Genomic DNA, 12136 nt, shown 5'->3' with positions numbered 1-12136 from the left:
GGCGGTCCTGGGCGGACGGCCAACGGAAGCTCGCTGCGCGCACTCCCGCGCCTCCGGCGGCCGGGGGGAGTCGTTCCGCACTCTCCCCCCGGCCCCCCGCTGCTCGGGCCTCCCCGGCCCCGGCGAGGAAAGGGCAGGCCCTCTCCTCGACCTCTCCCGACATGACGGCGCCGAGCGCCAAGGCCACATCGCGATGCCTTCGGCCGGGAGGAATGACGCGCGCAGTAGCACGGGCGGGGTGCATCATTCCGTTTCGGCTCCTCTCTCCGAGAGCCGAAACTGAATGATGCACCGAGGGGAAAGAGAGACACAGGACTGAGAGAGAAGATCGAACACTGCTTGACCCGGACCTGATCCGGAAACCCCGAGGGAGATCCTCTCATGTTCGATTTCACCCCACCATCCGAGCACACCGGTTTTGCGTCATCGGACGCCTTCGACGAGCTTAGAGGCTTCGTCGAGGAGCATCGCGAAGGCCTCTTCGCGGCCGCGGAATTGCTGGGTGCCACACCCGGTCTGCGCCTCGCTCAAGCGGCGCTGGACGGCGTGGCCGCGCCGCAGCTACCGACGCGCAGCACAATGAGAGCGCTCGCCGGTCTGCTCGACCTTCTCATGCTCGAGCACGTTCACGATCCGTCGCGGATCGAAGCTGCCCAGTTCGCGCTGATCGATCCAGCAAGCCCTGTCGTCGAAGACATCTGCTTGCTCGCGGACGGCCTCGAAGAGGCTCTGACGTCCTGCCAAGAGGGCGTCGCGGGGAGGGCCGCCGCATGATGCCGAGTCCTCTCAAGCACTTCCCGACGCTGGTCAATCTCATCGCAGATACGGAGATGACCGAAAATCTCGTTACGCGGATAGCAGCCATCGCTTTGATGCAGGCCCATATCGTCACGACACAGGTCCACGACGTCGTGATCCCGCATCTGCCGCCAGAACGGCGCGCCATCGCCCGAACCTTTGTCGGTCGGCTTGATCGTCGGCGGCTCTTTTCGCTGAGCATTCTGGACGAGGTCGATGCCCTCAGGGCAACGCTCCAAGACCGGGTAGACGCGGGCACCTACACATCCTGGCACGGCGACGCTGATCACGTAAGAGGCGGCTACGAGGTGCTTCATGTCGATCCCGCCGCGCGAACGCTCGGCAAAGTGATCGGAGAACTCGACCTTCTGTCGAACCTCGTCCTCGCGACCATTTCTGCGCTCGACGCCATGCGAGAGGCTGGAAACCTGATTCACCGATAAAGATCCGCGGTGCCCCACGTGGGGTGCCGCGTCTTGAGGGTCGCAAGACCCAAGCTCACGGCTGGATCACCGTGAGCGGGCGTGTCGACACCCATCTCCTTGCTGCTGCTCCATCGACACGCCTCTTGACGCCGATCGGCCACCGATAACGGGGGTGTACCCCAAGAAGGGAAATCCAATCGTTATCTGCCGCTGAACCGATCTCCCTCCCGAGAGCGGCAAGCCGCTCTCGATCGACCAACCAACCCGATCGGTGGAGGGGAAAATGGAGCGCATATTCAAGAAGAGCTGTCGGGCTGAAAGCTCCGATCGCCTTCCTTGCCTGTCGCGCATCATCGCCTCCCGGGGAGAGTGCTGATGTCCCAGAGCTACGGCTATGCACCGCGCCTGATGCAGGCACGTGAAGCTGCAAGATACCTCGGCGTGTCCGAGAGCAAGTTTCGCAGTCTTGACCTGCAATCGAAAAGGTCCGGCGGAAACCGGCTCTGGGACCTCCGCGATCTCGACGACTACGCCGATCGCCTCGAATACAACGGAGAAAAGACATGCGAGATCGAAACCAACGACAAGGCGGCGGCAGCGTTCGGCATGACGCCAAACCAGGCAGCAGCATGAAACTGAAAGGCCTGAAGCGATACGAAAGCGGCGGCATCAAGTACGTCTACCACCGCGCCACGGGAAGTCAGTTGCCAGCCCATCTTCCCGAGGACCACCCAGACTTCCTGGCCGCCTACCTCGCAGCCTGCAATCAAGGGGCAGCCAAGCCGCCTAAGGTCGTGGAGCTTGTAAAGCCGAATTCTGTTGCCGATATCGTCGCACAGTATCTGCGCTCGCACTCCTTCAAGGGCCTTTCAGAGTCCTACCGGGACGTCCGACGCCGCGACATGATGCGGCTTCTGGCAGTGAACGATGGCGCCGTCGGCAGGGTCGCTTTCGCCAGCGTGCGCCCCGAACACATCCGACACCAGATGGATAGCATGGAGCGAAATCCAGCAAACGAGCGCCTCAAGTCGTGGAGCGCTCTTGGAGAATTCGCGCTCGGGCGGCGTCTGATCATCACGAAGCCCACCGAAGGGGTGAAGAAGCTAAAGGTAGAGGCCACTCAAGGGTACCTTCCTTGGACTTTCTCGGATATCTCCAAATATCGCTCTCGCTGGGAATATGGCACCGAGGAACGCATAGCCTTCGAGCTGCAATACTGGGCCGGTTCCCGGATCTCGGACACCGTCGGTCTTGGCCCTAAGAACGTCGATGACGATGGTTGGCTTGTCTTCATCCAAGAGAAGACCAATAGTGAGGTCTCGGTGCCATTCGACAGAGGGTTGCCGAAGTTCGCGGTAGCAGAAGATCTCGAGCATCTTCGCCTCGCGATCGCCGCCATGGGAGAACGCACCGAAACCTTTATGTTGACGGTGCATGGCAAACCTCGGTCCCGCAAGGGCGCCTCGCAGTGGTTCTCGGAAAGGGCTCAAATGGCCAACGTCCCTGCGGGGAAAACGTCTCACGGGCTACGGAAGAGCCGGATGATTCTTCATGCCGAGCGTGGCGCGAACATTCATCAGATCGCTGCGTGGAGCGGACATGAGACGCTGAAGGAAATCGAGCGCTACACGAAGCGCGCCGAACGGCGGCGGCTTCTCAGCCCTGAACCCTCCGCGCTTGAGACCGGCAAGTTTTTGAAAGAATGAGCGTCCAAGCATCCGAAGAGGGCCGCACTTGGTGCGGCCCTTTTGCTTTCTGCCGCGTGTCACTTCGGCGACACCTCGATGAAATTTCGCAGGGGCATGAGGAGAGAAGCGACTGGGAAGCATCCTTCGGGACGCCGTAAATTGTCTAAGGCCCAATCTGCCTTAGACAAAACCAACCAAGAAGCCAGTGATACCAATGCTTCGCGGAAGGTAGTGGCGCGCTGGGGAGGATTCGAACCCCCGACCCTCTGATTCGTAGTCAGATACTCTATCCAACTGAGCTACCAGCGCGTCACGGGTGGGCGTAAATAATGACCCGGCGGTTTGCAACGCCAAAATGCGCATGATCCGGGATTACCTGTGCCGTTTCACGCGCGGCGGAGTGAGGCGCGCCGTCGCCCGAAATGCATCGGCGCACGACCCCGGCCCGACGCCCCGCAACGACGGAGATCGCCGGCGCGTCGAAGCCCGCCCGATCAGGCGTCGATCAGGCCACGGCCCTTCAGGAGGGCTTCCACCCCTGGCATGCGTCCGCGGAAATCGGTATAGGCCTCTTCCGCTTCCTTGACCCCGCCGGCCGAAAGAATATGGGCCTCCAGCTTGCGCGCAATTTCCGGATCGAAGGGACCGCCCGCCTCTTCGAACGCCGCGAAGGCGTCGGCGTCCATCACCTCCGACCACATGTAGCTGTAATAGCCCGACGAATAGCCGTCCCCGGTGAAGATATGGGCGAAATGGGGCGTCGCGTGCCGCATCCCCACGGCCTTCGGCATCCCGATATCTTCCAGGATGCGCGCCTGTTCCTCCATCGGATCCTCCGGCGCTTCGCCCGCGTGGAACTCCAGATCGACGAGGGCGGAGCCAACGTATTCGACCGTCTGGAACCCCGTGTCGTAGGTGTTCGCCGCGAGCAGCCGGTCGAGGAGATCACGCGGCATCGGCTCACCCGTTTGCGCATGGGTCGCGAATTCCGACAATACCTCAGGCACTTCCAGCCAGTGCTCGTAGAGCTGACTCGGCAGTTCCACGAAATCCCGCGCGACGGACGTGCCGCTCAGGCTCTCGTAGGTGACGTCGGACAGCATCTGGTGCAGCGCATGGCCGAACTCGTGGAAGAGCGTGCGGGCGTCGTCGTAGCTCAAAAGCGCAGGCCGCCCTTCTGCGGGACGCGCGAAGTTGCAGACGTTGACGACGACGGGCCGGATGTCGCCCGCGAGCTTCTGCTGTGACCGGATGGCGGAACACCAGGCCCCGGAGCGCTTCGATCCACGTGCGAAATAGTCGCCGAGGTAGACGGCCATGTGCCGCCCGTCCCGCGTCACCTCCCAAGCACGGACATCCGGGTGGTAGAGCGGTACCTCCACTCGCCGGAACTCGAGGCCGAAGAGGCGGTGGGCGCAGGCCATCGCGGCCTCGATCATCCGGTCGAGCTGCAGGTAGGGCTTCAACTCGGCCTCATCGAGGTCGTGCTCCTCCTCGCGCCGCTTCTCCGAGTAGTAGCGCCAGTCCCAGGGTTCGAGATCGCCGTTCACCCCGTCCTTGTGCATCATCGCGGTCAGCCGGATCTGATCCGCCTCCGCCGCCGCCCGCGCCGGTTCCCAGACCTTCATCAGGAGATCGCGCACCGCCTCGGGCGTCTTGGCCATTTCCGGCTCGAGCTTGAACTCGGCGAAGCTGTCGTATCCCAGAAGTCCCGCACGTTCCTCGCGCAGCGCCAGGATCTCGGTCGCGATGTCGCGATTGTCGGTCTCGCCGCCATTGGCGCCGCGTGCCGTCCAGGCGGCATGGGCCTGCTCGCGCAGGTCGCGGCGGGGCGAGAATTGCAGGAACGGCACGATGAGCGAACGCGAGAGCGTGATCGCGGGACCGTCCACCCCCTTCTCCTTGCCTGCGGCACGGGCCGCCTCGACGAGAAAATCGGGAAGTCCTTCCAGATCCCCCTCGGCGAGCTCCATGAACCACGCCCGTTCGTCGGCGAGCAGGTTCTGCCCGAACTCAACGCCGAGGCTCGAAAGTCGCCGTGTGACCTCCGCGAGACGGTCCCTCGCGAAACCTTCGAGCTCCGCACCGCGCCGGACGAAGGACCGGCGGGTGAGCGTCAGGAGCCGCATCTGCTCCTCTGAGAGATCGAGCGTCTCGCGCGTGTTCCAGACCGCCTCGATCCGCGCGAAGAGCTCGGCATTCATCGACACTTCCGAGGAATAGGCGGAAAGCTTGGGAGAGAAATCACGGCTCAACGCCTCGCGCTCCGGATTGCTGTCCGCGCCAGCGAGATTGTAGAAGACCGACAGAACCCGTCCCAGCGTCTCGTCCGCGCGCTCCAGCGCCTCGATCGTGTTCGCGAAGGACGGCGCCTCCGTATTCCCCGCCATCGCCGCGACATTGGCGCGGGCCTCCTCGAGCGCCGCGTCGAGCGCGGGTGCGAAGTCGTCGTCTTCGATCCGGTCGAACGGCGGCATCTCGTAAGGCGTGGTCCAGTCGTCGAGGAGGGGATTGGTCAAGGAGGAACTCCGATGTTCAGGAAAGAAGGTCGGGATCTACGCGTTGCCACTGCGATTGGCTAGTCCCGGGGCCACGTCGCCGCAATCGGGACAGGCCGGATCGCGGGCGATCCTGATGGTGCGGTTCTCTCCGTAGAGTGCATCGTGGATCGCCATCCGTCCACGCAGGCTCTCTCCCGCCCCGGTCAGCTCTTTGATCGCCTCCGCCGCCATGAGCGATCCGACGAGGCCCGGCAGCGGCCCGAGGACGCCCGCCTCGGCGCAGGTGGGCGCGAGGCCCGACGCGGGCGGTTCGGGAAAGAGACAGCGATAGCATGGGGCGCCCGCATGCGGGGCGAAGACGCTGACCTGCCCTTCCCACTGCGACAGCGCCCCGTGAACGAGCGGAATGCCGGCCGCGATGCAGGCGCGATTGACTGCATAGCGGGTCGCGAAATCGTCGCATCCGTCGAGGACGAGATCGTAGTCGGAGACGAGCGTCGTCGCCATCTCCTCCGTCAAGCGGCGGTTGTAGGGGCGCACGACCGTGTAAGGGTTGACCGCCCGCATGGCGGCTTCCGCCGAGAACACCTTGGGCATGCCGATCCGGCCGTCGGTGTGGATCACCTGTCGCTGCAGGTTCGATTCCTCCACGCGATCGTCGTCGATCACCCCGATCGTCCCGACACCCACCGCGGCGAGATAGAGAAGCGCGGGCGAGCCCAGACCCCCTGCCCCGACGACGAGGACGCGCGCTTCCTTCAATCGCCGCTGCCCCGTGCCGCCGATCTCGCGTAGGACGATATGGCGGGCATAGCGTTCGATCTCGCCGGGTGCGAAGGCGCCGGGCGGGGTCTCTGGCTTGCGGTTCTCGGGCCGCACCCGCGCGCGAAGCCTGACGAGGACGACGCGATACGCCGCGACGACGAAGCCGAGGATCCCCAGAAGCGCCCAATCCCCTGTGGAGCCTCCAAGCGCCGCGCGCAGGCCGTTTCCGACCGGCAGGACAATCGTGAGAGCGAGGATCGAGACGTAGAGAAGGCCGAGCGTGATCGCACGCGCCTGGACCGGCCAGCCCGCGCGCCGACCGAGCCACCAGATCGCAGCCGCTGCGAGAAGAAAGAGCAGCATCAGCCGGTCCCGGTGGAGCCGAACCCGCCCGCCCCGCGCTGCGTCTCGTCGAGCGTCATGACGGAACGGAAGGTGGCCCGGACGACGGGAGCGAGGATGGCCTGCGCGATCCGCATTCCGTGAGTTATCGTCACCGGCTCCGTGCCGAGATTGACCATCAGCACGCCCACCGGCCCACGGTAATCCGCATCGACCGTTCCGGGAGTATTGACCAGCGTCAGCCCGTGCTTCAGCGCGAGGCCCGATCTCGGGCGGATCTGCATCTCCATCCCGTCTGGCAGGGCCACGCGCAACCCGGTGGGAACGACGGCCCGCTCGAAGGGCGCGAGGACGCAGCCCTTTTGCCGGACCTCCTCGGGGAAGTTCGCGCGCAGATCCGCCCCCGCGGCGGCAGGCGTCGCGTAATCGGGCAACGCGACTGCGTTGTCCGCCCAGGGCTCGCGCATGACCAGAACCTCCGTCATGCCGTGGTCGCCAGATGCGCCGCGATCCGGTCGACGAGGCGGCGCGCGACCGCGTCCTTGCCCGCGCGCGGCCAGCGCTCCACGCCGTCCTGCGCGATCAGCGTCACGGCATTCTCGCTCCCGCCCATGATCCCGGTATCGGCGGAGACGTCGTTGGCGAGGATCCAGTCGCAGCCCTTGCGCAACCGCTTGGCGGCGGCGTTCTCCTCGACGTTCTCGGTTTCGGCAGCGAAGCCCACGACGAGGGGCGGCCTGCCCGCGTCGAGACCGGCGATCCGACGCAGGATGTCGGGATTCTCCGCCAGGCGGATTTGCGGGACCTCGCCCGGGCGCTTCTTCATCTTGGTGTCTCCCGCCCCCTCGACATGCCAATCCGCGACGGCTGCCGCGAAGACCGCGGCATCGGCGGGCAAGGCCGCCTCCACGGCACGGAGCATCTCCGCCGCCGTCTCCACCCGGATCACATCGACGCCCGTGGGCGGCGGCACCGTCGCGGGGCCGGTGACGAAACTTACCCGCGCGCCGGCCGCCCGCGCGGCGGAGGCGATGGCCGCGCCCTGTGCGCCCGAGGAACGGTTGGCGATATAGCGGACCGGGTCGATCGGCTCGTGCGTCGGCCCGGAGGTGACGAGCACGTGGCGTCCCGTCAACGGGCCAGAGCCGAGCCGCGCCTCGATCGCCGCGACGATCTCGAGCGGTTCCGCCATCCGGCCCGGCCCGTACTCCCCGCAGGCCATGCCACCCTCATTGGGCCCGACGACCCCGATCCCGTCGGCTGTGAGCGTCGCGAGATTGCGTCTCGTCGCGGCGTGCTCCCACATCCGCACGTTCATCGCGGGCGCGATCAGGACGGGTGTATCCGTCGCAAGAAGCAGCGTCGCCGCCAGATCGTCGGCACGGCCCATAGCCATTTTGGACATCAGATCGGCCGTCGCGGGCGCCACGACGATCAGATCGGCCACGCGGGAAAGCTGGATGTGTCCCATCTCCGCCTCGTCGGTCAGATCCCAGAGATCGGTATAGACCTTGCGTCCCGCCAGCGAGGAAACGGAAAGCGGGGTGACGAATTCGGCCCCCGCCCGGGTGAGCACCGGCGTCACCGTGACCCCCCGCTCCCTGAGCCGGCGGATCAGGTCGAGCGACTTGTAGGCGGCGATCCCGCCGCCGACTATGAGAAGGATGTGTCTGCCTGTCAGCATGCGGATGCCCCCGGTCGCGCCGGACCCTAGGCAGAACCCGCCCGGGCGGCAAGGCGGCTTACCGCAGCGCGTCGCACGGATCGCCGCGACCGGATGCGTCGTCCGCGGTCACGACCCAGGCATCGAAGGGTGCATCGGGATCGGGCGCCGTGAGCTGACCCAGGGCGAGAACGCGCAGATCGGGTCTCGCGAGGGCCAGCATCGCGGGCACGCCGCGGTCGCGGCGGGCATGTCCGTTCCCCGTGACCACCGCGATCGGCCCGCCCGTTGCATCCAAGGCGGCAAGCGCCTGAGCGGCCAGCGTCGCGTCGCGCAATCGCTGCGCCTCAACCATTCCGGGCAGCATCTCCTCGGGCAAGAGCCCGCAATGCGCCTCGTCCTGTTCCGCCTCCCGCTCGGCCCGAACGTCTTCAGGCAGGGCCTCGTCGAGGCCGAAGAGCGCCGCGTCGCCCGGAAAGACGGCGGCTGCACCCTCGGCGACGGCCTCGCCCAGCGCCTCCCGCGAGACTTCCGCGCCGAAGAGCTCGGCCTCGCCCGAGGCCTTGAAGATCGGATCGTAGATGGCGAAGTCGGGCCAGCCGCGCGCTTCCCAATCGAGGGCTGCACCGAGGATCTCCGCCGGCGCGAGGCGCTCTGCTTCCGCAGCATCGCCCTGCCCCGGCACCAGCATTTCGAAGACGATGGCACGTGCGCCCATGCGCCGTACCCAGTCTGCCTGATTGACATGATGAGCCGGTACGTCGTGATACTCGCCCATCACGACGATATCCGCATCGAGCGGAACTGCGTCCGCCGCGAGTTCCTCCGCGTGCGACGACGTGGCGGTCAGGATGGCTCCCAGAAGCAGCGCCGTGCTGCGCCTCACGCGAGGAAGTGGCGCACCTCAACGGAGGTGGTCTCCAGCGCCTTGCGCATCTTGCCGAACGCCGCCGCCTCGAGCTGGCGGACCCGCTCCTTCGAGAGACCGAGCTCCGTCCCGAGGCTTTCGAGCGTGCGGGGCTGATCGCGCAGCTTGCGCTCGCGCACGATGAACCGTTCGCGCTCGTTCAACTGCCCCATCGCGTCGACGAGCCAGTGCCTCAACGTGTCGATATCCTTGGCGTTGCTGACCGTCTCGTCGGCCTGTGCGCTGTCGTCCTCTAGCGCATCGATCCACTGACGCCCCTCGTCCTCCATCGACTGCGTGGCGTTGAGCGAGAAATCTGATCCGGCGAGACGTCCCTCCATCATCTCCACGTCATGGAGGGGGACGCCCACTTCCGTCGAGATCATGTGGCGCATCTGATGCTTGTCGAGCCGTTCGCCCCGCGAGGCCGCCTCGCGCTCGAGGCGCGCCTGAACCCGGCGCATGTTGAAGAACAGCGATTTCTGCGACGATGTCGAACCGGTCCGCACCATCGACCAGTTGCGCATGACGTAATCCTGGATCGAGGCCTTGATCCACCAGACCGCGTAGGTCGAGAATCGTACGCCGCGATCGGGGTCGAACTTGTCGGCCGCCTTCATCAATCCGAGACCCGCTTCCTGGATCAGGTCATTCATCGGCGCGCCGTACCGCTTGAACTTCGCGGCCATCGAGATGGCGAGGCGCATGTAGGCCGTGATCAGGCGGTGCAGCGCCGCTTCGTCGCGATGATCGCGCCACGCATAGGCGAGCGCCAGTTCCGTCTCGGCATCGAGAAGTTCCGCCTGCATCGCGCGGCGGGACAATGTCTGATCGTAGGAACCGTCCAAAGCCATCATGAGTCTCCATACCAATCGGGTCGTGCGGGCGACGCACGCGGCGCCGTTGCTAAACTGTACCGGACGGTCTAGGACCGCCGTCACTGGGGAGACGCCCTCAAACGAAAGAAAGTTCCCCGACGATGTTGCCTCGTCTGACATTCGTGCTAGGCGGCGCCGCCTCGGGTAAGTCCAACCTAGCGGAAAGATTGGCAAAGTCCTGCGACAAAACGCGCGTCTACATCGCGACGGCGCAACCTCTGGATGGAGAGATGGCCGCCAAGATCGCCCTCCATGTCGAGGCTCGCAGCGGTGATGGATGGCGCACTCTCGAGGCACCAGTCGAACTCGCGGATACGCTTGGCGGGATCGGCGCAGGCCATGTCACCCTCGTGGATTGCCTGACCATGTGGCTCTCGAACCTCGTCCTGTCGGAGCGCGATGCCGAACGGGAGATCGACGCCCTCCTCGCGGCGTTCGACGCCGCGACCGGTCCAGTCGTCGTCGTGTCGAACGAGGTCGGACAAGGGATCGTGCCCGACAATGCCCTGTCGCGACGCTTCCGCAATCTCCAGGGGCGGATCAACCGCGAGATGGCGGCGCGATCGGATTGCGTCGTCGCTGTGATGGCGGGGCTGCCACTGTGCCTCAAGGGCGCGATGCCCGACCTCCCAGGATGACCCGGCTCTGGTTCATCCGTCATGGCCCGACGCATGCGCGCGGCATGGTGGGACACAGCGACATCGCGGCCGACCTTTCCGATCTCGAGGCAATCGACAGGCTGGAGGCGCTGCTGCCAAAGGACGCTCCCGTCCTCTCTTCCGATCTTTCACGGGCCGTCCGCACCGCAGACGCGCTGCAAAAGTCGCGCCCCCGCCTGCCGCACGACCCGGACCTGAGGGAGATGCATTTCGGCGAATGGGAACTGCGCGAGCATGACGAGATTTCGGCAGAAACCCCGGATCTCGCCTTCGCCTTCTGGGACCGCCCGGGTGACGTGCGCCCACCAGGCGGCGAGAGCTGGAACGACCTCTGCCGACGGGCGGATCGCGCCGTCGACCTTCTCGCGGAGTTCGGCGGCGACGTGATCGTCGTCGCACATTTCGGCGTCATCCTGAGCCAGTACCAGCGCGCCGCCGGCCTCCGCCCGAAGGAGGCGATGGCCCAGAGGATCGCGCCGCTCTCGCTCACCCGCATCCGGGCCGGAGCGGACTGGGCCGTGGAGACGATAGATCACCACCCGTGATGGCCGGATCCTCAAAGCGTCGTTAGGAAAACCGGCGCTACCTTTCTAGCCTCGCCGCATGACATATGACCTCCATCTCGGCGATCGCGCCTATTCGAGCTGGTCGCTCCGCGCCTGGCTCGTCGTGGAACGGTTCGGCATCGCGCACCGCACGCACCTCGCGGGGCTCTATCAGGACGCGTCGCTCGCCCATCAGATCGGCGAGCCGCCGGCGCGCACGGTGCCGACCCTCGTGACGCCGGAAGGTGCCGTGATCTGCGATTCGCTCGCGATCGCGGAAGAACTCGCCAACCGGCATCCCGACCTCGGTCTCTGGCCTGCCGATCCGAAGCTGCGCGCCACCGCGCGAAGCCTCACGGGGGAGATGCATTCGGACTTCCCCGCGTTGCGCAGGGACTGCCCGATGAATTTGCGGCGCGCCTGGGCGGGCTACGTGCCGGACGATGCCGTCTGCGCGGATCTCGACCGGATCGAGACGATATGGACCCATGCCCTCGATCTATCCGGCGGACCGTGGCTTGCCGGGACATACTCGATCGCGGATGCCTTCTTCGCCCCCGTCGCGGCCCGGATCGCGGGATACGACCTCCCCGTGGGCGAACTCGCGCAAGCCTACATGGCCCGCCACCTCGCGGACCCCGCCTTCCGCCGCTGGCGCGCGATGGGGCTCGTCTCGGGACCGGATTTCGCCGTCTACGCGCGCGACTTCGCACAGCGCGCCTGGCCGGGGCCGACACCCTTGCCGGCGACGGAGGCGAACGGGCCCTCCGTCAATCCCGCCTGTCCCTATTCCGGTGATCCCGTCACGCATTTCCTGTCCCTCTACGGGACGGTCTGGGGTTTTTGCAACGCATTCTGCCGCGACAAGACGCTGGCCGACCCGGAAGCCTGGCCGGCCTTCGAGGCGATGCGGCTTAACCTCGATGAAAGCCGCATGGGGTAGCGCTCTCCCCGAAACGTCATGC

Annotated in this window: 13 protein-coding genes and 1 tRNA gene; 7 read left to right on the top strand and 7 right to left on the bottom strand. The window is 65.8% G+C overall.

Features of this window, described 5'->3' with window-relative positions; genetic code table 11:
- Positions 1 to 381 precede the first annotated feature (381 nt).
- The 4 genes from LX81_RS05125 to LX81_RS05110 all read left to right on the top strand — a co-directional run bounded on the left by LX81_RS05125 (position 382) and on the right by LX81_RS05110 (position 2929).
- Positions 382 to 774, top strand: a complete 393-nt coding sequence (locus LX81_RS05125) for a hypothetical protein (RefSeq protein WP_111536216.1) — start codon at positions 382 to 384, stop codon at positions 772 to 774.
- Positions 771 to 1241 (top strand): hypothetical protein, encoded by a 471-nt coding sequence (locus LX81_RS05120; protein ID WP_111536215.1) that lies wholly within the window; start codon positions 771 to 773, stop codon positions 1239 to 1241. The genes LX81_RS05125 and LX81_RS05120 overlap by 4 nt, the downstream gene beginning before the upstream one ends.
- Positions 1242 to 1598: 357 nt before the next feature.
- Positions 1599 to 1856 carry a helix-turn-helix domain-containing protein gene (locus tag LX81_RS05115; protein WP_111536214.1) on the top strand — a complete coding sequence of 86 codons (258 nt, stop codon included), beginning with the start codon at positions 1599 to 1601 and terminating at the stop codon, positions 1854 to 1856.
- Positions 1853 to 2929 carry a tyrosine-type recombinase/integrase gene (locus tag LX81_RS05110; RefSeq protein ID WP_170133850.1) on the top strand — a complete coding sequence of 359 codons (1077 nt, stop codon included), beginning with the start codon at positions 1853 to 1855 and terminating at the stop codon, positions 2927 to 2929. The genes LX81_RS05115 and LX81_RS05110 overlap by 4 nt, the downstream gene beginning before the upstream one ends.
- A 214-nt stretch (positions 2930 to 3143) precedes the next feature.
- Here LX81_RS05110 and LX81_RS05105 read toward each other — a convergent pair.
- The 7 genes from LX81_RS05105 to LX81_RS05075 form a co-directional block, all read right to left on the bottom strand.
- A tRNA-Arg gene (locus LX81_RS05105) sits at positions 3144 to 3220 on the bottom strand.
- 185 nt (positions 3221 to 3405) lie between these two features.
- Positions 3406 to 5430, bottom strand: a complete 2025-nt coding sequence (locus LX81_RS05100) for a M3 family metallopeptidase (RefSeq protein ID WP_111536212.1) — start codon at positions 5428 to 5430, stop codon at positions 3406 to 3408.
- 36 nt (positions 5431 to 5466) lie between these two features.
- Positions 5467 to 6540: a HesA/MoeB/ThiF family protein gene (locus LX81_RS05095; RefSeq protein WP_111536211.1), complete on the bottom strand. Its 1074-nt coding sequence runs from the start codon at positions 6538 to 6540 to the stop codon at positions 5467 to 5469.
- Positions 6540 to 7004: a dUTP diphosphatase gene (gene dut / locus LX81_RS05090; RefSeq protein ID WP_111536210.1), complete on the bottom strand. Its 465-nt coding sequence runs from the start codon at positions 7002 to 7004 to the stop codon at positions 6540 to 6542. The genes LX81_RS05095 and dut overlap by 1 nt, the downstream gene beginning before the upstream one ends.
- Positions 7001 to 8203: a bifunctional phosphopantothenoylcysteine decarboxylase/phosphopantothenate--cysteine ligase CoaBC gene (coaBC, locus tag LX81_RS05085; RefSeq protein ID WP_111536209.1), complete on the bottom strand. Its 1203-nt coding sequence runs from the start codon at positions 8201 to 8203 to the stop codon at positions 7001 to 7003. Before coaBC ends, dut begins: the two co-directional genes overlap by 4 nt.
- A gap of 58 nt (positions 8204 to 8261) precedes the next feature.
- On the bottom strand, positions 8262 to 9068 hold the full coding sequence (locus tag LX81_RS05080) for a ChaN family lipoprotein (RefSeq protein ID WP_234822494.1): 807 nt from the start codon (positions 9066 to 9068) through the stop codon (positions 8262 to 8264).
- A complete protein-coding gene (locus LX81_RS05075; RefSeq protein WP_111536383.1) occupies positions 9065 to 9943 on the bottom strand; it encodes an RNA polymerase factor sigma-32 in 879 nt (292 codons plus the stop codon). Before LX81_RS05075 ends, LX81_RS05080 begins: the two co-directional genes overlap by 4 nt.
- 125 nt (positions 9944 to 10068) lie before the next feature.
- Here LX81_RS05075 and cobU point away from each other — a divergent pair, with 125 nt between their 5' ends.
- The 3 genes from cobU to LX81_RS05060 are packed head-to-tail and all read left to right on the top strand — an operon-like array spanning position 10069 to position 12114.
- Positions 10069 to 10605 carry a bifunctional adenosylcobinamide kinase/adenosylcobinamide-phosphate guanylyltransferase gene (cobU, locus tag LX81_RS05070; protein ID WP_111536208.1) on the top strand — a complete coding sequence of 179 codons (537 nt, stop codon included), beginning with the start codon at positions 10069 to 10071 and terminating at the stop codon, positions 10603 to 10605.
- Entirely contained in the window at positions 10602 to 11171 is a 570-nt protein-coding gene (locus tag LX81_RS05065) for a histidine phosphatase family protein (protein ID WP_111536207.1), read from the top strand. Before cobU ends, LX81_RS05065 begins: the two co-directional genes overlap by 4 nt.
- 58 nt (positions 11172 to 11229) lie before the next feature.
- On the top strand, positions 11230 to 12114 hold the full coding sequence (locus tag LX81_RS05060) for a glutathione S-transferase (RefSeq protein WP_111536206.1): 885 nt from the start codon (positions 11230 to 11232) through the stop codon (positions 12112 to 12114).
- The last annotated feature ends 22 nt before the right edge of the window (positions 12115 to 12136 follow it).

Source organism: Palleronia aestuarii, assembly GCF_003253995.1.
Classification (GTDB): domain Bacteria; phylum Pseudomonadota; class Alphaproteobacteria; order Rhodobacterales; family Rhodobacteraceae; genus Palleronia; species Palleronia aestuarii.
This window is presented reverse-complemented; position numbering and strand designations above follow the sequence as displayed.